The sequence below is a fragment of the Pseudomonas sp. NPDC089407 genome (genome assembly GCF_044900445.1).
GTDB lineage: Bacteria > Pseudomonadota > Gammaproteobacteria > Pseudomonadales > Pseudomonadaceae > Aquipseudomonas.
This window is the reverse complement of sequence record NZ_JBJDNB010000008.1, coordinates 148,806-172,312: the sequence shown is the minus strand read 5'-3', so window position 1 is coordinate 172,312 and position 23,507 is coordinate 148,806. Positions and strand designations below refer to the sequence as shown.

Sequence of the window (23,507 nt, the reverse complement as noted above, 5' to 3'; positions counted from 1 at the left end):
AACACGTACGCTTAATTAACTATTAAGGTGTTCAAATATTAGTTTTAAAGTCCTCTCAATCTCTCTGCTGCTCAGATCCGCCCGCCGACCCTCTCAGCACTTCCAGCGCCCCATCAAATCACTTCCTCAAATCCCCCCATCTGCATCATTTTCCAATGAGCGGAGTAGGGCGCCCCGGCAGGAATTCCAGGCAAAAAAAAGCCCGCGAAGGCGGGCTTGATGGTGACCGACAGGGGCCATGGTTGAAGCCCGGCCGGTCATCTATTTGTGAAAGCGTGCAGCTTTTCTGTGAACCTACACGTGATCAGAAGTCCAGGTTCGAAACCGACAGCGCGTTGCTTTCAATAAAGTCACGGCGCGGTTCGACTGCATCACCCATCAGAGTGTTGAAGATCTGGTCGGCTGCGATCGCGTCTTCGATGGTGACCTTGAGCATACGGCGGACGGTTGGGTCCATGGTGGTTTCCCACAGCTGATCAGGGTTCATCTCACCCAGCCCTTTGTATCGCTGGATAGTGTGACGCTTGGTGGTCTCGTTCATCAGCCAGTCCAGGCCTTCCTTGAATTCGACAATCGCCTTGCGGCGTTCCCCACGTTGAACGTAGGCACCTTCACCCAGCAAGCTGGACAGCTTGGAGCCGATGTTGACCACTGTGCGGTAGTCGTTGCTGCCGAAGAAGTCGCGGTTGAAGGTGACGTAGCTGGCCAGACCGTGGGAAGTCACTTCCACTTCCGGCAGCCAAACGTTGCGTTCCTTGTCTTCGCGCAGGCTTGCCTTGTACACCAGGCCAGACTTCTGGCTGTTGTTCAAACGCTCCTGGAAACTGCTCAGCCACGACTGCATGACAGCATGGTCGCCCAACTGATCCAGCGTAACTTCAGGCAGGTAGATGAAGTGCTCGGTCAACTCTTCCGGGTACAGGCGAGACAGACGCTTGAGCGTCTTCATCACGCTGCGGAACTCATTGACCAGAGCCTCCAGCTGCACGCCAGAAACTGCTGGCGCCGACTCGTCCAGGTGCAGGCTGGCATCTTCCAGGGCCGACTGGGTCATGTACTCTTCCATGGCCTCGTCGTCCTTGATGTACTGCTCCTGCTTGCCTTTCTTCACCTTGTACAGCGGTGGCTGGGCAATGTAGATGTAGCCACGCTCGACCAACTCCGGCAGCTGACGGAAGAAGAAGGTCAGCAGCAGGGTACGGATGTGCGAACCGTCAACGTCAGCATCGGTCATGATGATGATGTTGTGATAGCGCAGCTTGTCGATGTTGTACTCTTCGCGGCCAATACCACAGCCCAGCGCCGTGATCAGCGTGCCCACTTCCTGGGACGAAATCATTTTGTCGAAGCGCGCTTTCTCGACGTTGAGGATTTTACCCTTCAGCGGCAAGATCGCCTGGGTACGACGGTTACGGCCTTGCTTGGCCGAACCACCTGCGGAGTCACCCTCCACCAGGTACAGTTCGGAAAGGGCAGGGTCCTTTTCCTGGCAGTCCGCCAGTTTGCCCGGCAGGCCCGCGATATCCAGCGCACCTTTGCGGCGAGTCATCTCACGGGCTTTACGGGCCGCTTCACGCGCACGGGCAGCGTCGATCATCTTGCCAACGACGGCCTTGGCTTCGTTCGGGTTTTCCAGCAGGAAGTCGGAGAAGTACTTGTTCATCTCCTGTTCCACGGCGGTTTTCACTTCCGAGGAGACCAGCTTGTCCTTGGTCTGCGAGCTGAACTTAGGGTCCGGTACCTTCACCGAGATGATCGCGGTCAGGCCTTCACGGGCGTCATCGCCAGTGGTTGCCACCTTGTTCTTCTTGGCCAGGCCTTCCTGCTCGATGTAGCTGTTCAGGCTACGGGTCAACGAAGAACGGAAGCCCACCAGGTGAGTACCACCGTCACGCTGGGGAATGTTGTTGGTGAAGCACAGCAGGTTTTCGTTGAAGCTGTCGTTCCATTGCAGGGCGACTTCAACACCCACGCCATCGTCACGCTGGACGTTGAAGTGGAACACCTGGGAGTTGACCGGGGTCTTGTTGGTGTTCAGGTACTCGACGAACGCACGCAGGCCGCCTTCATACTTGAAGAACTCTTCCTTACCGCTGCGCTCATCCTTCAGCAGAATGCCAACGCCAGAGTTGAGGAACGACAACTCACGGATACGCTTGGCCAGGATGTCCCAGCTGAAGTGAATGTTCTTGAAAGTTTCAGCCGACGGCTTGAAATGGATGTGAGTCCCGGTCGTTTCGCTGTCACCGACAACCGCCATCGGCGCTTGTGGAACACCGTGAACGTAGGTCTGTTCCCAAATCTTGCCGCTGCGGCGAACGGTCAGCACAAGCTTCTCGGACAGGGCGTTAACAACCGATACACCTACGCCGTGCAGACCGCCGGAGACCTTGTAGGAGTTGTCGTCGAACTTACCGCCGGCGTGCAGTACGGTCATGATGACCTCGGCTGCGGAAACGCCTTCTTCTTTATGCACGTCGACCGGAATGCCGCGACCGTTGTCGCGCACGCTGATGGATTCGTCCGGGTGGATGATGACGGTGATGTCATCGCAGTGACCGGCGAGGGCTTCGTCGATCGAGTTGTCGACCACTTCGAAGACCATGTGGTGCAGGCCGCTACCATCATCGGTGTCGCCAATGTACATGCCGGGACGCTTGCGTACGGCATCCAAACCTTTCAGCACCTTGATGCTGGAGGAGTCGTACGTTTGATTTTCGCTCATGCCTTCACTCCCGATGGTCGTGGGTCTGGGTGATACGGCCTTGTTCCACGTGGAACAAAGCAACTGGCGTTTCCGTCTGCCAGCCTTCCCTCAGTAATTCGTGATCTACACAGGTGATGAACACCTGGCAGCGTAATTCTTCAAGCAAGCGGCACAGTGCGCGGCGATGCTGATCGTCCAGTTCGGACGGCAAGTCATCCACGAGATAAATACAGTGACCGCGGCGAGCCTGGCTAACGAGGTGGCCTTGGGCAATGCGCAATGCGCATACCACCAGCTTTTGCTGACCACGCGACAGAATGTCGGCTGCATTGTTGGCAGCCAGACGAAGACGCAGATCAGCGCGCTGCGGACCGGCCTGGGTATGGCCCATCTGCTGATCGCGAAGAAGAGAGGAGGCGAGTACTTCTTGCAGTTCCCGATCCTTGTCCCAGCCTCGGTAGTAGCTCAGGGTCAACCCGTCCAGCTCGACCAGTTCGCTCAGGGTTCGCTCGAAGACGGGCTTCAAGGCCTTGATGTAGTTGCGACGGTATTCATCTATTTCCGCGCTGGCCAGGCACAATTCCCGGTCCCAAGCGGCTTGCGAAGCTGGGTCAAGTGTACCATGCCGCAACCATGAGTTCCGCTGCCGCAGTGCCTTCTGCAGCCGTTGCCAAGCAGGCAGAAAGCGAGGTTCCACGTGGAACACCCCCCAATCCAGGAACTGGCGGCGTATTTTTGGGGCACCTTCCAACAGCCGGAAACTGTCAGGGTTGATGAGCTGAAGCGGCAACAACTCTGCCAACTGGGCAGCGCTGCGCGCATTCTGCCCGTCGATGCGGATAGTGAATTCCCCCTGGCGCTCGCGAGAAACACCCAGGTTACTTGTGCCACCCTCGGTCAACTGCACTTCACCAAACACGGTACAGGCAGGCTGTTCGTACTGGATAACCGGGTTCAAGCGGGTGCTACGGAAAGACCGCGCCAGCCCAAGCAAATGCACAGCTTCGAGCACGCTGGTCTTGCCGCTGCCATTGGCGCCGTAAAGGATGTTGATGCGGGGGGAAGGTAAGAGAGTCACCGGGTGCAGGTTGCGCACCGCGGTGACCATGATACGTCGAAGGGACATGTCGCCTGCTACGGTTACAGACGCATCGGCATGACAACGTAGGAAGAATCGTCGTTGCCAGCTTCCTGCAGCAGGGCGCTGCTGTTGGAATCAGACAGGATCAGACGAACTTGCTCTGTAGTCATCACGCCCAGCACGTCCAGCAGGTAGCTGACGTTGAAGCCGATTTCCAGCGAGCTACCTTCGTAGTCCACGCTGATTTCTTCTTCCGCCTCTTCCTGCTCGGGGTTGTTGGCCTGGATCTTCAACTGGCCGGCAGCCAGTTGCAGGCGAATACCACGGTACTTCTCATTGGAGAGAATTGCGGTACGGCTGAAGGCTTCACGCAGGGCCTGACGGTCACCGACCACCAATTTGTCGCCGCCTTTAGGCAATACGCGCTCGTAATCAGGGAACTTGCCGTCCACCAACTTGGAGGTGAACGTGAACTCACCGGTGGTCGCACGGATATGATGCTGGCCCAGGACAATGCTAACCATACCTTCCGGGTCGGTCAGAAGGCGCGCCAGTTCCAGGATACCTTTACGAGGCACGATGACCTGGTGGCGATCATCCTGCTCGATCGGCGCAGTCATGGAGCACAGCGCCAGCCGGTGGCCATCAGTCGATACTGCACGCAGGGTGTTGCGGGAAACCTCAAGCAGCATGCCGTTGAGGTAGTAACGCACGTCCTGCTGAGCCATGGCGAAGCTGGTACGCTCGATCAGGCGGCGCAGCTTGCTCTGCTCCAGGTTGCAGGTCAGCGAGCCCGGGCCTTCTTCCACGGTCGGGAAGTCGTTTGCTGGCAGGGTCGACAGGGTGAAGCGGCTGCGACCGGCCTTGACCAACAACTTCTGCTCATCGACCTTGATATCGATCAGGGCGTCGTTCGGCAGGCTTTTGCAGATGTCCATCAGCTTGCGCGCCGGTACAGTGATCTCGCCAGGCTCAGCCGGCTCTTCCAGTTGCACGCGGCCTACCAGTTCGACTTCCAGGTCGGTACCGGTCAACGACAGTTGCTGGCCTTGTACGACCAGCAATACGTTGGACAGGACCGGCAAGGTCTGACGGCGCTCGACGACACCGGCGACCAGTTGCAGGGGTTTCAACAGGGCTTCGCGTTGAATGGTGAAATGCATGGTCTAGTCCCTTGCCTTCAATTAGCTGCGCAAACGGCCATCAGGTCGTCAGCGTCCGCAGCAGGTTCTTGTAGTCCTCGCGGATGTCCGCGTCGGATTCCTTCAGTTCGTTGATCTTGCGGCAGGCGTGCAGCACGGTCGTATGGTCGCGACCACCGAACATGTCGCCGATTTCCGGCAGACTGTGGTTGGTCAGCTCCTTGGACAGGGCCATGGCCACCTGGCGCGGACGCGCCACAGAGCGCGAACGGCGCTTGGACAACAGATCGGAGATCTTGATCTTGTAGTACTCGGCGACGGTACGCTGGATGTTATCCACACTGACCAGTTTGTCTTGCAGCGCCAGCAGGTCTTTCAGCGACTCACGGATCAGCTCGATGGTGATGTCGCGGCCCATGAAGTGCGAGTGGGCAATCACCCGCTTCAGTGCACCTTCCAGCTCACGTACGTTGGAGCGGATACGCTGGGCAATGAAGAAGGCTGCGTCATGCGGCAGCTCGACCTTGGCCTGGTCGGCCTTCTTCATCAGGATCGCTACGCGGGTTTCCAGCTCTGGCGGCTCCACGGCCACCGTCAGGCCCCAGCCAAAGCGCGACTTCAGACGCTCTTCCAGGCCTTCGATCTCCTTGGGATAGCGGTCAGAGGTCAGAATTACCTGCTGGCCACCCTCAAGCAGGGCGTTGAAGGTGTGGAAAAACTCTTCCTGCGAGCGCTCTTTACGGGCGAAGAACTGGATATCGTCGATCAGCAGCGCGTCCACCGAGCGGTAGAAGCGCTTGAATTCGTTGATGGCATTGAGCTGCAACGCCTTGACCATGTCGGCGACGAAGCGCTCCGAATGCAGGTACACCACCTTGGCGTTCGGGTTCTTCTTCAGCAAATGGTTACCCACAGCATGCATAAGGTGGGTTTTACCCAGGCCTACGCCGCCATAAAGGAACAGCGGGTTGTAACCATGCTTGGGGTTGTCCGCCACCTGCCAGGCAGCTGCGCGTGCCAGCTGGTTCGACTTACCTTCGACGAAGGTGTCGAAGGTGAAGGTACGGTTCAGGTAGCTGGTGTGCTTGAGCGCGCCTTCAACCTGCACGGTGCGCTGCTCGGCCCGGCCACTGGCAGCGGGTGCAGCAGCAGGCTCGGCCATGGCATCGAAGCTGTCACGTGAAGACGGCTCGGCGAGTTGATCGACCACCAGCACAGGTTCGGCTGCAGCCACGGCAACCGGTTCGGCCGCCGCTGCCGGCGGAGCGGCCTTGGGCTGGCTCTGCGCCAGCGAAGCCGCCACGGCGGCACTGACTGGCGCGTTGGGCGCAGCCCGTGGCGCCGAACTGCGGCGGCTACCTATTAATAAGGAAAGGGCAGGTGCAATGCCGCTGCCGTTCTCACCCAACAGCTCGAGCAAGCGGCCCAGGTACTTTTCATTGACCCAATCGAGAACGAAACGGTTAGGCGCATAGACGCGCAACTCGTCGCCTTCGGCTTCGACCTGTAGCGGACGGATCCAGGTGTTGAATTGCTGGGCAGGCAGTTCATCGCGCAGAAGCTCCACGCACTGCTGCCAAAGTTCCACTGACACGGATATCCCCTGAGTTTGAAAGCCGGATGAGGCAAAAACAAACCGCCATTGTACCGGTCGAGCGTTCAGTTATCCACATGTGGACACGTTAGGAACCATGGCAAAACAGCCATTTATCGACCAAATCGGCTTGCCAGCCATGTGCATAAGCTCTGTGGATAACCGCCCATGAGGGCTATGCACAACCCTGAGGTCAAGCCTGTTGATAACTCAGCTGTTGATAAGTGGCTTTTTAATCCACAGGTTTCGACCACGTAGAAAACAAGCGCAGCACGGGTTCAGAACAACCTTATGAAACTCTGTACAGTGCATGAATCCTAGGCTGCAGCGTGTTATCCACAGAAACTTATCCACTTAAGATTTATAGATTCTTCAGAAAAGCTTTTTATATGTCTCTTCTTTTTTTTCATGTTGTCCCCGATTCGTGTGTCCGATCAAGCACCCTCTGGCGATGAACCAACAAGCACCGTCCATCACGTGCCCTATAGGGAAAGACTGGTTGGAAATTGACCTACGGGCTTGCTTTCTCTAGAATCGCCGGTCTCTTAAAAAGGGGGCCATCCCGGCCCGTCGTCGACAAACCAGGTAACACGCCATGAAACGTACTTTCCAACCAAGCACCATCAAGCGCGCGCGCACTCACGGTTTCCGTGCCCGTATGGCTACCAAGAACGGCCGCGCTGTTCTGTCGCGTCGTCGTGCCAAAGGCCGTAAGCGTCTGGCCATTTGATTTTTCGGCACAGGTGGTGAGTCAGGACTTCAGTCGGGAAAAGCGACTGCTTACACCCCGACATTTCAAAGCGGTCTTCGACTCCCCAACCGGCAAGGTTCCAGGGAAAAACCTGCTGATCCTTGCTCGCGAGAACGGCCTTGATCACCCACGCCTCGGCTTGGTGATCGGCAAGAAGAGCGTCAAGCTCGCCGTTCAACGCAATCGCCTCAAGCGCTTGATGCGCGATTCCTTTCGTCTGAACCAGCAAATGCTTGCCGGGTTGGACATTGTGATCGTCGCGCGCAAGGGATTGGGTGAGGTAGAAAACCCGGAATTGCACCAACACTTTGGCAAGCTCTGGAAACGCTTGGCGCGCAGCCGGCCAACTCCAGCAGTCACCGCCAATTCGGCAGGGGTAGACAGCCAAGATGCGTAAACTGGCGCTCGTTCCGATCCAGTTTTACCGTTACGCCATTAGTCCTCTGATGGCCAGCCACTGTCGTTTCTTCCCCAGCTGCTCCTGTTACGCATATGAAGCCATCGAAAACCATGGCCTCTGGCGTGGTGGGTGGCTGGCCGTTCGTCGCCTGGGGCGTTGTCATCCGTGGAATGACGGCGGTTTCGACCCCGTTCCACCCGCTCCTTCCTCCCGAACTTCTTCGATAGCCGAGTAATCATGGATATTAAACGCACGATCCTGATCGCCGCGCTGGCAGTCGTGTCCTACGTCATGGTCCTGAAGTGGAACGATGACTACGGCCAGGCTGCCCTGCCGACTCAGAATACTGCTGCCAGCACTGTTGCTCCGGGCTTGCCCGATGGCGTGCCGGCCGGTAACAACGGTGCCAGCGCCGATGTACCGAGCGCCAACGCCGAATCGAGCCCTGCCGAACTGGCACCGGTCGCACTCAGCAAGGACCTGATCCGAGTCAAGACCGACGTCCTGGAACTGGCTATCGATCCGGTCGGTGGTGACATCGTCCAGCTGAACCTGCCGCAGTACCCGCGCCGTCAGGACCACCCGGACATTCCATTCCAGTTGTTCGACAACGGTGGTGAGCGTGTCTACCTGGCACAAAGCGGCCTGACCGGCGCCAACGGCCCGGACGCCCGCGCCAGCGGTCGCCCACTGTATGCCGCCGAACAGAAGAGCTACCAGCTGGCTGACGGCCAGCAACAACTGGTGGTCGACCTGAAGTTCAGCGACAACGGCGTCAACTACATCAAGCGCTTCAGCTTCAAGCGCGGTGAGTACGACCTGAATGTCAGCTACCTGATCGACAACCAGAGCAGTCAGGCCTGGAGCGGCAACATGTTTGCCCAGCTCAAGCGTGACGCCAGCGGTGATCCGTCGTCGAGTACTGCCACCGGCACCGCGACCTACCTGGGCGCAGCCCTGTGGACAGCTTCCGAGCCTTACAAAAAGGTCTCGATGAAGGACATCGACAAAGGTAGTTTGAAAGAAAATGTGTCTGGCGGCTGGGTTGCCTGGCTGCAGCACTACTTCGTAACCGCCTGGATTCCGGCTAAATCGGACAACAACGTTGTTCAGACCCGCAAGGACAGCCAAGGCAACTACATCATCGGCTACACCGGCCCGGCGCTCAACGTACCCGCGGGTGGCAAGGTTGAGACCAGCGCCATGCTGTACGCCGGTCCGAAGATCCAGTCCAAGCTGAAAGAGTTGTCCCCAGGCCTGGAACTGACTGTCGACTACGGCTTCCTGTGGTTCATCGCTCAGCCAATCTTCTGGCTGCTGCAACATATCCACAGCCTGTTGGGTAACTGGGGCTGGTCGATCATCGTCCTGACCATGCTGATCAAAGGCCTGTTCTTCCCGCTGTCGGCTGCCAGCTACCGCTCCATGGCGCGCATGCGTGCCGTTGCGCCGAAGCTTGCCGCACTGAAGGAACGCTTCGGTGACGATCGCCAGAAGATGTCCCAGGCGATGATGGAGCTGTACAAGAAAGAGAAGATCAACCCGTTGGGCGGCTGCTTGCCGATCCTGGTGCAGATGCCGGTCTTCCTGGCCCTGTACTGGGTACTGCTGGAAAGCGTAGAAATGCGCCAGGCCCCATGGATGCTGTGGATTACCGACCTGTCGATCAAGGATCCGTTCTTCATCCTGCCGATCATCATGGGCGCTACCATGTTCATCCAGCAGCGGCTGAACCCGACCCCGCCGGATCCGATGCAGGCCAAGGTCATGAAAATGATGCCAATCATCTTCACCTTCTTCTTCCTGTGGTTCCCGGCTGGTCTGGTGCTGTACTGGGTTGTGAACAACTGCCTGTCGATTTCGCAGCAGTGGTACATCACCCGTCGCATCGAAGCAGCAACGAAAAAAGCTGCTGCTTGACGGGTTAGTACGCTAGCCTGTGAATAAAAAACGCCCCCTAGTGGGGCGTTTTTGCTATCTGTCGTTTTTGTCGTAGAGGCTTTCGAGCATGAACACTGTGCGTGAAACCATCGCCGCCATCGCTACTGCCCAGGGCCGCGGTGGTGTGGGTATTGTCAGGCTGTCCGGCCCTCTGGCTGCCAAGGCTGGCCAGTTGATAACCGGTCGTACACTTACCCCGCGGCACGCCCACTACGGCCCGTTCCGTGATGAGGAAGGGCTGGTGCTGGACGAGGGGATCGCGTTGTTCTTCCCCGGGCCGAATTCGTTCACCGGTGAAGATGTGCTTGAACTGCAGGGGCACGGTGGCCCGGTGGTCCTCGACATGCTGCTGCAGCGCTGTGTACAAGTGGGCTGCCGCCTGGCCCGCCCGGGCGAGTTCAGCGAGCGTGCATTCCTCAACGACAAGCTCGACCTGGCCCAGGCAGAAGCCATCGCCGACCTGATCGAGGCCAGCTCCAGCCAGGCTGCGCGCAACGCGCTGCGCTCGTTGCAGGGGGAGTTCTCCAAGCGTGTGCACAGCCTGACCGAGGCGTTGATTGCCCTGCGGATCTACGTCGAGGCAGCCATCGACTTCCCCGAGGAGGAGATCGATTTCCTTGCTGATGGCCATGTGCTGTCGATGCTTGATGCGGTGCGTGGCGAGTTATCCACCGTGCAGCGTGAAGCCGGGCAGGGTGCCTTGCTGCGTGACGGCATGACCGTGGTCATCGCTGGCCGGCCGAACGCTGGCAAATCCAGCCTGCTGAACCAGCTCGCCGGACGCGAAGCGGCCATCGTTACCGATATCGCCGGCACCACACGGGATATCCTGCGTGAACATATCCACATAGACGGCATGCCGCTGCATGTGGTTGATACGGCCGGTTTGCGCGATACCGATGACCATGTGGAAAAGATCGGTGTGGAACGCGCGTTGAAGGCCATTGGCGAGGCTGACAGGGTGTTGCTGGTGGTCGACTCCACCGCGCCCGAGGCCAGCGACCCGTTTGCATTGTGGCCAGAGTTTCTCGACCAGCGGCCAGACCCGGCCAAGGTTACCCTCATCCGTAACAAGGCGGACCTGAGTGGCGAGCGGGTAGCGCTGGAACAATGCGATGACGGCCACGTCACCATCACCCTCAGTGCCAAGGGCAATGACGCAGGCCTGCAGCTGCTACGCGACCACCTGAAGGCCTGCATGGGTTATGAACAGACTGCCGAGAGCGGTTTCAGCGCCCGCCGGCGCCACCTGGATGCGTTGCGCCAGGCCGGTGAGCACTTGGAGCACGGCCGTGCACAACTGACCTTGGCTGGCGCAGGAGAGCTGTTGGCAGAAGACCTGCGCCAGGCACAGCACGCGTTGGGCGAGATCACTGGGGCATTCAGTTCGGATGATCTGCTGGGGCGGATTTTCTCCAGCTTCTGCATCGGTAAGTAATCCACAGGCAGGCAAGGCCATGGGCCGCTCCTTCGGGAGCGGCTTTTTTTTGCCTGATAAAGCATCTTGGCTGAGGGGGGCTTGGCACAACATTTTTGTCGCCTTTGAGATCGAGCGCCGCCCGCGCGGCGCTTCGCGGGGCAAGCCCGCTCCCACTGTCTGTTTCGGGCCAATCAGTCCTGTAAGGTCACCGCTGTCCGCCTTGTTTGTTCCATTTGATATCGAAGGGGACGCAGTTGCTCTTCATCCATCTTTAGCCATGCACCAAGGCTGCGACCCGCCTGGCACAGGAACAACTGGCCCGAAACAGATGTGGGAGCGGCCTTGTGCCGCGAAGCGCCGCGCGGGCGGCGCTCGATCTGTGCATCAACCTAAATCCCAAGACATGCACCTGGAAGCCCTCACTCAGCCTCCCCGATGGGCAAATCGCAGGCACTTTTTTGCACACAGACACAAAACTGCTCTCAGGAGCCCTGTGGAAAACCCGCCTTCAGGTCGGTTGATAAGCAGGCTTTTTTTCTGAGGAAAAATCCCCCTGTGGGTAAACAGCCATTTAATCCACAGGCTAAACCACGTTATCCATACCCCTTATGGCACTCCAATCACAGGGTTTAATTTCTCTGTACATGCCGTAATTAATGGGCTGTAACGGTTTATCCACAGATAAGTCTGTGCATAAGAATAAACATAAAAACAAAGCTTTTATAAATTTCTCTTCTTTGATTTCTGTTGTTTGCCACTCATCCACAGACTGGTCAAAATTTGCTCAGAAGGTTTCTTTAAGGGGGGTGAAGTCCCTATACTTGTCGGCTTACCTTCTCTATTCGCAAAACAGGCACGAGGTGCGTGGTGGATTTCCCTTCCCGTTTTGAAGTGATCGTCATCGGCGGCGGCCATGCCGGTACCGAGGCTGCGCTTGCGTCTGCACGCATGGGTGTGAAAACCCTGCTGCTGACCCATAACGTGGAAACCCTCGGTCACATGAGCTGCAACCCCGCCATCGGCGGTATTGGCAAAAGCCATCTGGTGAAAGAGATCGATGCGCTCGGCGGCGCCATGGCGCTGGCCACTGACAAGAGCGGCATCCAGTTCCGCGTTTTGAACAACCGCAAGGGCCCGGCCGTACGCGCCACCCGTGCACAGGCTGACCGCGCCATTTACAAGGCAGTGGTACGTGAAATCCTGGAAAACCAGCCGAACCTGTGGATATTCCAGCAGTCCTGCGACGACCTGATCGTCGAGCAGGACCAGGTCAAGGGCGTGGTTACCCAGATGGGCCTGCGTTTCTTCGCCGAATCGGTGGTACTGACCACCGGGACCTTCCTCGGCGGGCTTATTCACATTGGTTTGCAAAACCATTCCGGCGGTCGTGCCGGCGACCCGCCTTCGATCGCGCTGGCCCACCGCATGCGTGAACTGCCGCTGCGCGTTGGCCGCCTGAAAACCGGCACCCCGCCACGCATCGATGGCCGCTCGGTAGACTTCTCGGTCATGACCGAGCAACCAGGTGATACGCCGATCCCGGTGATGTCGTTCATGGGCAATGCCGACATGCACCCGCGCCAGGTGAGCTGCTGGATTACCCACACCAACGCGCGCACCCACGAGATCATCGCCTCGAACCTAGATCGCTCGCCCATGTACTCGGGTGTGATCGAAGGGGTTGGCCCGCGCTACTGCCCCTCGATCGAAGACAAGATCCACCGCTTCGCCGACAAGGACAGCCACCAGGTGTTCATCGAGCCGGAAGGCCTGACCACCCATGAGCTATACCCCAACGGCATTTCCACTTCGTTGCCGTTCGACGTGCAGCTGGAGCTGGTGCGGTCGATCCGCGGCATGGAAAACGCACACATCGTGCGCCCAGGCTACGCGATCGAGTACGACTACTTCGACCCGCGCGACCTGAAATACAGCCTCGAGACCAAAGTCATCGGCGGCCTGTTCTTCGCCGGGCAGATCAACGGCACCACCGGTTACGAAGAAGCCGGTGCGCAAGGCCTGCTGGCGGGGACCAACGCCGCGCTGCGGGCGCAGGGCCGTGAAAGCTGGTGCCCGCGCCGCGACGAGGCTTACATCGGCGTGCTGGTGGATGACCTGATCACCCTGGGTACCCAGGAGCCGTACCGCATGTTCACCTCGCGTGCCGAGTACCGCCTGATCCTGCGCGAAGACAACGCCGACCTGCGCCTGACCGAGAAGGGCCGTGAACTGGGCCTGATCGATGACCAGCGCTGGGCCGCGTTCTGCGCCAAGCGCGACGGCATCGAGCGCGAAGAACAGCGCCTGAAATCGACCTGGGTACGGCCGAACACCGCGCAAGGCCAGGCCATTGTGGATAAGTTCGGCACCCCACTCAGCCACGAGTACAGCCTGCTGAACCTGCTGGCGCGCCCGGAAATCGACTATGCCGGCCTGATCGAGGCGACAGGCGCTGCAGCGGTCGACCCACAGGTTGCCGAGCAGGTCGAAATCCGCACCAAGTACGCCGGCTACATCGACCGCCAGCAGGATGAAATCGCCCGCCTGCGCGCCAGCGAAGATACCCGCCTGCCTGTGGATATCGACTACACGACGATTTCCGGCCTGTCCAAGGAGATCCAGGGCAAGCTGGGCCAGACCCGCCCGGAAACCTTGGGCCAGGCTTCACGCATCCCGGGCGTGACCCCGGCGGCGATTTCCCTGTTGCTGATTCACTTGAAAAAACGCGGCGCTGGCCGCGAATTGGAGCAAAGCGCTTGAGTTCCCTGGTCACCCCGCAACACGCTGAAGAGTTGTCCACAGGCGCGCGCCAGCTAGGCGTCGAGCTGAGTGCCGATCAGCACGAGAGGCTGCTTGGTTATCTGGCCCTGTTGATCAAATGGAACAAAGCCTACAACCTGACTGCTGTGCGTGACCCGGACGAGATGGTTTCGCGGCACTTGCTCGACAGTCTCAGCGTCATGTCGTTTATCCACAGCAAGCGTGACAACTGGCTGGATGTGGGCAGCGGCGGTGGCATGCCTGGCATCCCGTTGGCTATCCTGCATCCGCACAAACGCGTTACCGTGCTGGACGCCAATGGCAAGAAAACGCGTTTCCTGACTCAGGTGAAAATGGAGCTCAAGCTGGACAACCTGACGGTTATCCACAGCCGGGTCGAAGCCTTCCAGCCAGCGCAACCGTTCGACGGAATAATCTCTCGTGCCTTCAGCAGCATGGAGAACTTCACCAACTGGACCCGCCACCTGGGCGACACCGGGACGCAATGGCTTGCAATGAAGGGGCTGCATCCTGCCGATGAACTGGTAGCATTGCCCGCAGACTTCACAGTGGAAAGCGAACAGGCCCTGACCGTTCCGGGTTGCCAGGGCCAGCGCCATCTGCTGATACTGCGCCGCAAGGCATGACTGGGAACACGCGCATCAATGGCTAAGGTATTCGCAATCGCGAACCAGAAAGGTGGTGTAGGCAAGACCACCACCTGTATCAATCTCGCCGCCTCGCTGGCCGCGACCAAGCGTCGTGTGCTGCTGATCGACCTCGATCCGCAGGGCAACGCCACCATGGGCAGCGGTGTGGACAAACACGAGCTCGAGCACTCGGTCTACGACCTGCTGATCGGGGAATGCGACCTGGCCCAGGCCATGCATTACTCCGAGCACGGTGGTTTCCAGCTGCTGCCGGCCAACCGCGACCTGACCGCCGCCGAAGTGGTGCTGCTGGAAATGCAGGTCAAGGAAAGCCGCCTGCGCAACGCGCTGGCGCCCATCCGCGAGAACTACGACTACATCCTCATCGACTGCCCGCCTTCGCTGTCCATGCTGACACTGAACGCCCTGGTCGCTTCCGATGGCGTGATTATCCCCATGCAGTGCGAGTACTACGCGCTGGAAGGTCTCAGTGACCTTGTGGATAACATCAAGCGCATCGCTGCCCGGTTGAACCCGGAGCTGAAGATCGAAGGCCTGCTGCGGACCATGTACGACCCGCGCCTGAGCCTGAACAACGATGTTTCGGCGCAGCTGAAGGAGCACTTCGGCCCGCAGCTGTACGACACGGTCATCCCGCGCAACATTCGCCTGGCCGAGGCCCCAAGCTTCGGCATGCCGGCCTTGGCCTACGACAAGCAATCGCGTGGCGCGCTGGCCTATCTGGCCCTGGCTGGGGAACTGGTTCGCCGTCAACGCCGTCAATCACGCACTGCACAAACAACTTAAGGAATCCGTATGGCCGTCAAGAAACGGGGTCTCGGACGTGGGTTGGATGCACTGCTCAGTGGTCCTTCCGTCAGCGCGCTCGAAGAGCAGGCTGTGAAGATCGACCAGAAAGAACTGCAACACCTGCCGGTCGAGCTGATCCAGCGTGGCAAGTACCAGCCACGCCGGGACATGGACCCGCAGGCGCTGGAAGAGCTCGCGCACTCGATTCGCACTCATGGCGTGATGCAACCGATCGTGGTACGCCCGATCGGCGATAACCGCTACGAGATCATCGCTGGTGAGCGCCGTTGGCGCGCCACACAGCAGGCCGGCCTGGATACCATCCCGGCCATGGTCCGCGAAGTGGCCGACGAAGCCGCCATTGCCATGGCGCTGATCGAGAACATCCAGCGCGAAGACCTCAACCCGCTGGAAGAAGCCCTGGCCCTGCAGCGCCTGCAGCAAGAGTTCGAGCTGACCCAGCAACAGGTGGCTGACGCCGTGGGCAAGTCGCGGGTGACCGTGGCCAACCTGCTGCGCCTGATTACCCTGCCCGAGGCGATCAAGACCATGCTCGCCCATGGCGATCTGGAAATGGGCCATGCCCGCGCATTGCTCGGCCTGGACGAAGATCGTCAGGAAGAGGGGGCGCGTCATGTTGTCGCACGTGGCCTCACTGTGCGCCAAACGGAGGCACTGGTCCGTCAGTGGCTCAGCGACAAGCCTGATCCGGTCGAACCGAGCAAACCTGATCCGGATATCGCACGCCTTGAACAGCGGCTCGCAGAGCGCCTGGGCTCTGCCGTGCAGATCCGTCATGGCAACAAGGGCAAAGGCCAGTTGGTTATTCGCTACAACTCGCTTGACGAGTTGCAAGGCGTGCTTGCTCACATCCGCTGAAACAATTCCTGTTGTAGCGCGCAGTCGGAAATCACTACCGAAGAGTTGAATAGGGGTTAATCCACCCCTATACTCTGCGCGCATTTTGTCGGCACAAATTATGCCAAGTCATAGCTGACTTGTTGGTCGACTTCCGAGGAGCAGTTGTGATGGAAATACGCACGCCAAACCGCCTGCCTTTCCATCGCTGGGCGGTTTTTCCGGTACTGCTGACTCAGTTTGTTGTAGCGCTGCTGGCAACGTTGGTGTTGTGGCAGTGGAAAGGGGCGGTCAGTGGATATTCAGGTCTCTGCGGAGGTTTGATTGCCTGGCTACCCAATCTGTACTTCGCCTGGAAGGCTTTTCGCTTCAGCGGAGCCCGGGCAGCGCAGGCCATCGTCAAGTCGTTCTACGCTGGCGAGGCAGGCAAAATGATTTTGACGGCAGTGTTGTTTGCACTGACCTTCGCAGGAGTGAAGCCATTGGCGCCGTTAGCAGTATTCGGCGTCTTCCTGCTGACCCTCATGGTCAGCTGGTTCGCGCCACTGCTAATGAATAAAAGACTTTCGAGACCTTAGGGCGTTTGAGGCAACCATGGCAGCAGAAACCGCTTCGGGCTATATCCAGCACCACTTGCAGAACCTGACCTACGGTCAACTACCAGACGGCAGCTGGGGCTTCGCCCATTCGGCTGCAGAAGCCAAGGCAATGGGCTTCTGGGCGTTCCACCTGGACACCCTGGGCTGGTCCGTTGCGCTGGGTCTGATCTTCCTGTTCATCTTCCGCATGGCGGCCAAGAAGGCGACTTCCGGTCAGCCTGGCGGTCTGCAGAACTTCGTGGAAGTGATGGTCGACTTCGTCAACGGCAGCGTGAAGGACTCCTTCCACGGCCGTAGCCCGGTCATTGCACCGCTGGCGCTGACCATTTTCGTCTGGGTATTCCTGATGAACGCCGTCGACCTGGTACCGGTCGACTGGATTCCTCAGCTGGCCATCCTGATATCCGGTGATCCGCACATTCCATTCCGCGCCGTGTCGACCACCGACCCGAACGCGACCTTGGCCATGGCCTTCTGCGTGTTCGCCCTGATCATCTTCTACAGCATCAAGGTCAAGGGCCTGGGCGGCTTCATCGGTGAGCTGACCCTGCACCCGTTCGGCAGCAAGAACATCTTCGTGCAGATCCTGCTGATTCCGGTCAACTTCCTGCTGGAATTCGTCACCCTGATCGCCAAGCCGATCTCGCTGGCACTGCGTCTGTTCGGCAACATGTACGCCGGTGAGCTGGTGTTCATCCTGATCGCTGTAATGTTCGGCTCCGGCCTGCTCTGGCTGAGCGGCCTGGGTGTGGTGCTGCAATGGGCGTGGGCTGTGTTCCACATCCTGATCATCACCCTGCAAGCTTTCATCTTCATGATGCTGACCATCGTCTACCTGTCGATGGCCCACGAAGATAACCATTAAGACCGCCTGGCGTGTCTGATAGCCTTCCCCGCCCGTTTGGGGGGAGGGCTTAAAAAGTCCGCAAGGGCATGCTGTACCAAACGATTTGTTTTACCGCTTCAACTTAAAAACCTAACCAATACGACGTAAAAGTCGGGAGGAAAGATGGAAACTGTAGTTGGTCTGACCGCTATCGCTGTTGCTCTGCTGATCGGCCTGGGTGCTCTGGGTACCGCCATTGGTTTCGGCCTGCTGGGCGGCAAATTCCTGGAAGGCGCTGCTCGCCAGCCAGAAATGGTTCCAATGCTGCAGGTTAAAATGTTCATCGTTGCCGGTCTGCTCGACGCCGTAACCATGATCGGTGTTGGTATCGCTCTGTTCTTCACCTTCGCGAATCCGTTCGTTGGTCAAATCGCCGGCTAATCACTCGTTAACCACGAGTTGATAGCTGTGATGAACCAAAGACCGAGCGAGGTGTTGGCGTGAACATTAATGCAACCCTGATTGGCCAATCCGTTGCCTTCCTGATTTTTGTACTCTTCTGCATGAAGTACGTATGGCCTCCGGTCATTACTGCCCTGCAAGAGCGTCAAAAGAAGATTGCCGACGGCTTGGACGCTGCCAACCGCGCAGCTCGCGACCTGGAGCTGGCCCAAGAGAAAGCGGGTCAGCAACTGCGTGAAGCTAAAGCACAGGCAGCCGAAATCATTGAGCAAAGCAAGAAACGCGCTGCTCAGCTTGTCGAGGAAGCCCGTGACCAGGCCCGCGTCGAAGCTGACCGTGTGAAGGCTCAGGCTCTGGCCGAGATCGAACAGGAACTGAACAGCGCTAAAGACGCCCTGCGTGCCCAAGTGGGTGCCCTGGCCGTTGGCGGTGCTGAAAAGATCCTTGGCGCCACAATCGATCAAAACGCGCATGCGGAGCTGGTTAACAAACTGGCCGCTGAAATTTAAGCGAGGGCGATCATGGCAGAACTGACCACGTTGGCCCGACCTTACGCTAAGGCTGCCTTTGAGCATGCCCAGGCCCATCAGCAACTGGCCAATTGGTCAGCCATGCTCGGCCTGGCTGCTGCGGTGTCGCAAGACGACACCATGCAGCGCCTGCTCAAGGCCCCGCGACTGAAGATAGCAGAAAAGGCCGCCACGATCATTGACGTGTGCGGTGACAAGTTCAATGCACAGGCACAGAATTTCATTCATGTTGCCGCGGAAAACGACCGTCTCCTGCTTCTGCCGGAGATTGCCAATCTGTTCGACCTGTACAAGGCCGAGCAAGAGAAGTCCGTGGACGTGGAAGTCACCAGTGCCTTCGCGTTGAACCAAGAACAGCAAGACAAACTCGCCAAGGTTCTCAGTGCACGGCTAGGCCAGGAAGTTCGCCTGCACGCGTCGGAGGATGCCAGCCTGATTGGTGGCGTCGTCATCCGCGCTGGTGACCTGGTAATCGATGGCTCTGTTCGCGGCAAAATCGCGAAACTGGCCGAAGCATTGAAATCTTGAGTTTGAAGGGGCAGCAGAGCAATGCAGCAACTCAATCCTTCCGAAATTAGTGAAATCATCAAGGGCCGCATCGACAACCTCGATGTGAGCTCCCAAGCCCGTAACGAAGGTACCGTTGTTTCGGTATCCGACGGTATCGTGCGGATCCACGGTCTGGCCGACGTCATGTACGGCGAAATGATCGAGTTCCCTGGCGGCGTCTACGGCATGGCCCTGAACCTGGAGCAAGACTCCGTAGGTGCAGTGATCCTGGGTGCCTATGACACCCTCGCCGAAGGCATGAGCGCCAAGTGCACCGGCCGCATCCTGGAAGTTCCGGTTGGTAAGGAACTGCTGGGTCGCGTCGTTGACGCACTGGGTAACCCGATCGACGGCAAAGGTCCGCTGGGCAATACCCAGACTGACGCAGTCGAAAAAGTAGCCCCAGGCGTGATCTGGCGTAAGTCGGTAGACCAGCCTGTACAGACTGGCTACAAGTCCGTCGACGCCATGATCCCTGTCGGCCGTGGCCAGCGCGAGCTGATCATCGGTGACCGTCAGATCGGCAAGACCGCCATGGCCATCGACGCCATCATCAACCAGAAAGACTCCGGTATTTTCTGTGTTTATGTTGCTGTCGGCCAGAAGCGTTCCACCGTTGCCAACATCGTTCGCAAGCTGGAAGAAAACGGCGCCCTGGCCAACACCATCGTGGTTGTTGCCAGTGCTTCGGAATCCGCCGCACTGCAGTTCCTGGCGCCTTACGCCGGCTGCACCATGGGCGAGTTCTTCCGTGACCGCGGTGAAGACGCCCTGATCGTTTACGATGACCTGTCCAAGCAGGCCGTTGCCTACCGTCAGATCTCCCTGCTGCTGCGCCGTCCACCAGGACGTGAAGCGTACCCAGGTGACGTGTTCTATCTCCACTCCCGTCTGCTGGAGCGTGCATCGCGCGTTTCGGAAGAGTACGTCGAGAAGTTCACCAACGGTGCAGTCACTGGCAAGACCGGTTCCCTGACCGCCCTGCCGATCATCGAAACCCAGGCTGGCGACGTTTCCGCGTTCGTTCCGACCAACGTTTTTTCCATCACCGACGGTCAGATCTTCCTGGAATCGGCCATGTTCAACTCGGGCATCCGCCCTGCAGTGAACGCCGGTGTTTCGGTATCGCGCGTGGGTGGTGCCGCTCAGACCAAGATCATCAAGAAGCTGTCCGGTGGTATTCGTACCGCTCTGGCTCAGTACCGTGAACTGGCTGCATTCGCCCAGTTCGCTTCCGATCTGGACGAAGCGACCCGCAAGCAGCTGGAGCATGGTCAGCGCGTAACCGAGCTGATGAAGCAGAAGCAGTACGCGCCAATGTCCATCGCGGACATGGCCCTGTCGCTGTACGCCGCTGAGCGTGGTTTCCTGACTGACGTAGAAGTCTCCAAGGTCGGCAGCTTCGAGCAAGCGCTGATCGCCTACTTCAACCGTGATCACGCCGAACTCCTGGCGAAGATCAACGTGAAGGGTGACTTCAACGACGAAATCGACGCTGGCCTGAAAGCCGGTATCGAGAAGTTCAAGGCCACCCAGACCTGGTAAGCCGCAGCGGGGGCCCTGGCCCCCGCTTGCTAACCTGATAGGTGATACATGGCAGGCGCAAAAGAGATTCGCAGTAAGATTGCGAGCATCAAAAGCACGCAAAAAATTACCAGCGCCATGGAGAAAGTGGCGGTCAGCAAAATGCGCAGGGCACAAATGCGCATGGCTGCTAGCCGTCCTTACGCGGAGCGTATCCGCCAGGTGATCGGTCATCTGGCCAACGCCAACCCGGAATACCGCCACCCGTTCATGATCGACCGCCCTGTAAAGCGCGCCGGTTATGTTGTGGTGAGCAGTGACCGTGGTTTGTGCGGTGGCTTGAACACCAACCTGTTCAAGGCCCTGGTCAAGGACATGAACGCAAACCGCGAACAGGGCGTTGAAATCGACCTGTGCGTGATTGGTAGCAAGGGTGCGACTTTCTTCCGCATCTTTGGCGGCAACGTCGTAGCCGCGATCAGCCAACTGGGCGAAGAGCCATCGATCAATGATCTGATCGGCTCCGTCAAAGTGATGCTGGACGCCTACCTGGACGGCCGTATCGATCGCCTCTCCGTGGTTTCGAACAAGTTCATCAACACCATGACCCAACAACCGACGGTCGAGCAGTTGGTACCGTTGGTGGCAACCCCGGATCAGGATCTCAAGCATCACTGGGATTACCTGTACGAACCCGACGCAAAAGAGCTGCTGGACGGCTTGATGGTGCGTTACGTGGAGTCGCAGGTATACCAGGCGGTGGTCGAGAACAACGCTGCTGAACAAGCGGCCCGGATGATCGCCATGAAAAACGCCACAGACAACGCCGGTGATTTGATCAAAGAGCTGCAGTTGATCTACAACAAGGCGCGTCAGGCTGCGATCACCCAGGAGATCTCGGAAATCGTCGGCGGCGCTGCCGCGGTTTAACGGTTCAAATATTCAGAGGATCCAGCTATGAGTAGCGGACGTATCGTTCAAATCATCGGCGCCGTCATCGACGTGGAATTCCCACGTGACGTCGTGCCGAGTGTATACAACGCGCTGAAAGTACAAGGCGCGGAAACCACCCTGGAAGTTCAGCAGCAGCTGGGCGACGGCGTGGTTCGTACCATTGCGATGGGCTCGACCGAAGGCCTGAAGCGTGGTCTGGATGTCGTCGACACTGGCGCTGCCATTTCCGTTCCAGTTGGTAAGGCCACTCTCGGCCGTATCATGGACGTACTGGGCAACCCAATCGACGAAGCCGGCCCGATCGGCGAAGAAGAGCGTCGCGGTATCCACCAGCCAGCGCCTTCGTTCGCTGACCAGGCAGGCGGCAACGACCTGCTGGAAACCGGCATCAAGGTTATCGACCTGGTTTGCCCGTTCGCCAAGGGTGGTAAGGTTGGTCTGTTCGGTGGTGCCGGTGTCGGCAAGACCGTAAACATGATGGAACTGATCCGTAACATCGCCATGGAACACAGCGGTTACTCCGTGTTCGCTGGTGTGGGGGAGCGTACTCGTGAGGGTAACGACTTCTACCACGAGATGAAGGACTCCAACGTTCTCGACAAGGTGGCGCTGGTCTACGGTCAGATGAACGAGCCACCAGGAAACCGTCTGCGCGTAGCGCTGACCGGCCTGACCATGGCTGAGAAGTTCCGTGACGAAGGTAACGACGTTCTGCTGTTCGTCGACAACATCTATCGTTACACCCTGGCCGGTACTGAAGTATCCGCTCTGCTGGGCCGTATGCCTTCGGCAGTAGGTTACCAGCCGACCCTGGCTGAAGAGATGGGCGTTCTGCAAGAGCGCATCACCTCCACCAAGGAAGGTTCGATCACCTCCGTCCAGGCCGTATACGTACCTGCGGACGACCTGACCGACCCGTCGCCAGCGACCACCTTCGCCCACTTGGACGCCACCGTCGTTCTGTCCCGTGACATCGCCTCCCTGGGTATCTACCCGGCGGTCGACCCACTGGACTCGACTTCGCGCCAGCTGGACCCGAACGTGATCGGCAACGAACACTACGAGACCGCTCGTGGCGTTCAGTATGTTCTGCAGCGCTACAAAGAGCTGAAGGACATCATTGCGATTCTGGGTATGGACGAACTGTCCGAGAGCGACAAGCAACTGGTAGCCCGCGCTCGTAAGATCCAGCGCTTCCTGTCGCAGCCGTTCTTCGTGGCCGAAGTCTTCACCGGCTCGCCAGGCAAGTACGTTTCCCTGAAAGACACCATCGCTGGCTTCAGCGGCATCCTCAAAGGTGACTACGACCACCTGCCAGAACAAGCGTTCTACATGGTCGGCAGCATCGACGAAGCGATCGAGAAAGCCAAGAAACTGTAATCCCGGCGCCCCGCAAGGGGCGCTAATCAGGTTGAGGCAAGCAGATGGCTATGACAGTCCATTGCGACATCGTCAGCGCGGAAGGGGAAATCTTCTCCGGCCTGGTCGAGATGGTAGTAGCGCACGGCAACCTGGGCGATCTGGGTATCGCTCCAGGCCACGCGCCGCTGATCACCAATCTCAAGCCAGGTCCGATCACGCTGACCAAGCAGGGTGGCACTCAAGAGGTGTTCTACATCTCCGGTGGCTTCCTCGAAGTGCAGCCAAACATGGTGAAGGTTCTTGCCGACACCGTGCAACGTGCTGCCGACCTGGACGAAGCTCAGGCTCAGGAAGCCCTCAAGGCTGCCGAGAACGCGCTGAACACTAAGGGCTCGGACTTCGACTACGGCGCTGCTGCCGCACGTCTGGCCGAGGCTGCAGCTCAGCTGCGTACTGTCCAGCAATTGCGCAAAGGCAGGTAATCCGGCTTAGGCCAGGTACTTCCGTTGCGATTGAGTTAAAGGGTAGCCTCGGCTACCCTTTTTCTTTTTCTGAATTTCTATTTTGGTCACGTAGCTGACCGCCCA

At 58.6% G+C, this 23,507-nt stretch carries 22 protein-coding genes; 18 read left to right on the top strand and 4 right to left on the bottom strand.

The features are described 5' to 3' along the window. Nucleotides 1–304 precede the first annotated feature (304 nt). Genes gyrB through dnaA form a run of 4 tightly spaced genes read right to left on the bottom strand, consistent with a single transcriptional unit; the run spans nt 305 to nt 6,524 of the window. Nucleotides 305–2,725 carry a DNA topoisomerase (ATP-hydrolyzing) subunit B gene (gyrB, locus tag ACI2KG_RS09005; protein WP_404661632.1) on the bottom strand — a complete coding sequence of 807 codons (2,421 nt, stop codon included), beginning with the start codon at nt 2,723–2,725 and terminating at the stop codon, nt 305–307. 4 nt (nt 2,726–2,729) lie between these two features. After that, nucleotides 2,730–3,833, bottom strand: coding sequence for a DNA replication/repair protein RecF (gene recF, locus ACI2KG_RS09000; protein WP_404661631.1), 1,104 nt, complete (start codon nt 3,831–3,833; stop codon nt 2,730–2,732). Between the two features lie 14 nt (nt 3,834–3,847). Beyond that, the gene (dnaN, locus tag ACI2KG_RS08995; RefSeq protein WP_016712777.1) at nt 3,848–4,951 is read right to left on the bottom strand and encodes a DNA polymerase III subunit beta; all 1,104 of its coding nucleotides are present in this window, start codon (nt 4,949–4,951) and stop codon (nt 3,848–3,850) included. 40 nt (nt 4,952–4,991) lie between these two features. Further along, entirely contained in the window at nt 4,992–6,524 is a 1,533-nt protein-coding gene (gene dnaA / locus ACI2KG_RS08990; RefSeq protein ID WP_404661630.1) for a chromosomal replication initiator protein DnaA, read from the bottom strand. 595 nt (nt 6,525–7,119) lie between these two features. Between dnaA and rpmH the strand changes: the two genes are divergently transcribed. The 18 genes from rpmH (at nt 7,120) to ACI2KG_RS08900 (ending at nt 23,402) form a co-directional block, all read left to right on the top strand. Further along, nucleotides 7,120–7,254: a 50S ribosomal protein L34 gene (gene rpmH / locus ACI2KG_RS08985; RefSeq protein WP_003253163.1), complete on the top strand. Its 135-nt coding sequence runs from the start codon at nt 7,120–7,122 to the stop codon at nt 7,252–7,254. A 13-nt stretch (nt 7,255–7,267) separates the two neighbouring features. Continuing rightward, nucleotides 7,268–7,672, top strand: coding sequence for a ribonuclease P protein component (gene rnpA / locus ACI2KG_RS08980; protein WP_016712775.1), 405 nt, complete (start codon nt 7,268–7,270; stop codon nt 7,670–7,672). Next, nucleotides 7,665–7,910: a membrane protein insertion efficiency factor YidD gene (gene yidD, locus ACI2KG_RS08975; protein WP_075046823.1), complete on the top strand. Its 246-nt coding sequence runs from the start codon at nt 7,665–7,667 to the stop codon at nt 7,908–7,910. The genes rnpA and yidD overlap by 8 nt, the downstream gene beginning before the upstream one ends. A 2-nt stretch (nt 7,911–7,912) precedes the next feature. Then, complete coding sequence (gene yidC, locus ACI2KG_RS08970) at nt 7,913–9,595, top strand: membrane protein insertase YidC (protein ID WP_404661629.1); 1,683 nt, start codon at nt 7,913–7,915, stop codon at nt 9,593–9,595. 88 nt (nt 9,596–9,683) lie between these two features. Continuing rightward, nucleotides 9,684–11,054: a tRNA uridine-5-carboxymethylaminomethyl(34) synthesis GTPase MnmE gene (mnmE, locus tag ACI2KG_RS08965; protein ID WP_404661628.1), complete on the top strand. Its 1,371-nt coding sequence runs from the start codon at nt 9,684–9,686 to the stop codon at nt 11,052–11,054. 849 nt (nt 11,055–11,903) lie between these two features. Then, nucleotides 11,904–13,796, top strand: coding sequence for a tRNA uridine-5-carboxymethylaminomethyl(34) synthesis enzyme MnmG (gene mnmG / locus ACI2KG_RS08960; RefSeq protein WP_404661627.1), 1,893 nt, complete (start codon nt 11,904–11,906; stop codon nt 13,794–13,796). After that, nucleotides 13,793–14,443 carry a 16S rRNA (guanine(527)-N(7))-methyltransferase RsmG gene (gene rsmG, locus ACI2KG_RS08955; RefSeq protein WP_404661626.1) on the top strand — a complete coding sequence of 217 codons (651 nt, stop codon included), beginning with the start codon at nt 13,793–13,795 and terminating at the stop codon, nt 14,441–14,443. The genes mnmG and rsmG overlap by 4 nt, the downstream gene beginning before the upstream one ends. An 18-nt stretch (nt 14,444–14,461) precedes the next feature. Continuing rightward, nucleotides 14,462–15,253: a ParA family protein gene (locus ACI2KG_RS08950; protein WP_012274913.1), complete on the top strand. Its 792-nt coding sequence runs from the start codon at nt 14,462–14,464 to the stop codon at nt 15,251–15,253. Between the two features lie 9 nt (nt 15,254–15,262). Beyond that, a complete protein-coding gene (locus tag ACI2KG_RS08945; protein ID WP_201200289.1) occupies nt 15,263–16,135 on the top strand; it encodes a ParB/RepB/Spo0J family partition protein in 873 nt (290 codons plus the stop codon). Nucleotides 16,136–16,284: 149 nt separating this feature from the next. Beyond that, nucleotides 16,285–16,692, top strand: coding sequence for a F0F1 ATP synthase subunit I (locus tag ACI2KG_RS08940; RefSeq protein WP_201200285.1), 408 nt, complete (start codon nt 16,285–16,287; stop codon nt 16,690–16,692). Nucleotides 16,693–16,708: 16 nt separating this feature from the next. After that, nucleotides 16,709–17,578 (top strand): F0F1 ATP synthase subunit A, encoded by an 870-nt coding sequence (gene atpB, locus ACI2KG_RS08935; protein ID WP_003260030.1) that lies wholly within the window; start codon nt 16,709–16,711, stop codon nt 17,576–17,578. Between the two features lie 144 nt (nt 17,579–17,722). Next, nucleotides 17,723–17,980: a F0F1 ATP synthase subunit C gene (gene atpE / locus ACI2KG_RS08930; protein ID WP_003097235.1), complete on the top strand. Its 258-nt coding sequence runs from the start codon at nt 17,723–17,725 to the stop codon at nt 17,978–17,980. 59 nt (nt 17,981–18,039) lie between these two features. Then, complete coding sequence (locus ACI2KG_RS08925; protein WP_003260032.1) at nt 18,040–18,510, top strand: F0F1 ATP synthase subunit B; 471 nt, start codon at nt 18,040–18,042, stop codon at nt 18,508–18,510. A gap of 12 nt (nt 18,511–18,522) precedes the next feature. Continuing rightward, on the top strand, nt 18,523–19,059 hold the full coding sequence (locus ACI2KG_RS08920) for a F0F1 ATP synthase subunit delta (protein WP_404661625.1): 537 nt from the start codon (nt 18,523–18,525) through the stop codon (nt 19,057–19,059). Nucleotides 19,060–19,080: 21 nt separating this feature from the next. Next, nucleotides 19,081–20,625, top strand: a complete 1,545-nt coding sequence (atpA, locus tag ACI2KG_RS08915) for a F0F1 ATP synthase subunit alpha (RefSeq protein ID WP_404661624.1) — start codon at nt 19,081–19,083, stop codon at nt 20,623–20,625. A 48-nt stretch (nt 20,626–20,673) separates the two neighbouring features. Next, on the top strand, nt 20,674–21,534 hold the full coding sequence (gene atpG, locus ACI2KG_RS08910; protein WP_400612977.1) for a F0F1 ATP synthase subunit gamma: 861 nt from the start codon (nt 20,674–20,676) through the stop codon (nt 21,532–21,534). Between the two features lie 27 nt (nt 21,535–21,561). Then, nucleotides 21,562–22,938: a F0F1 ATP synthase subunit beta gene (gene atpD / locus ACI2KG_RS08905; RefSeq protein WP_009684662.1), complete on the top strand. Its 1,377-nt coding sequence runs from the start codon at nt 21,562–21,564 to the stop codon at nt 22,936–22,938. A gap of 44 nt (nt 22,939–22,982) precedes the next feature. Then, a complete protein-coding gene (locus ACI2KG_RS08900) occupies nt 22,983–23,402 on the top strand; it encodes a F0F1 ATP synthase subunit epsilon (protein WP_114167566.1) in 420 nt (139 codons plus the stop codon). Nucleotides 23,403–23,507: the final 105 nt, after the last annotated feature.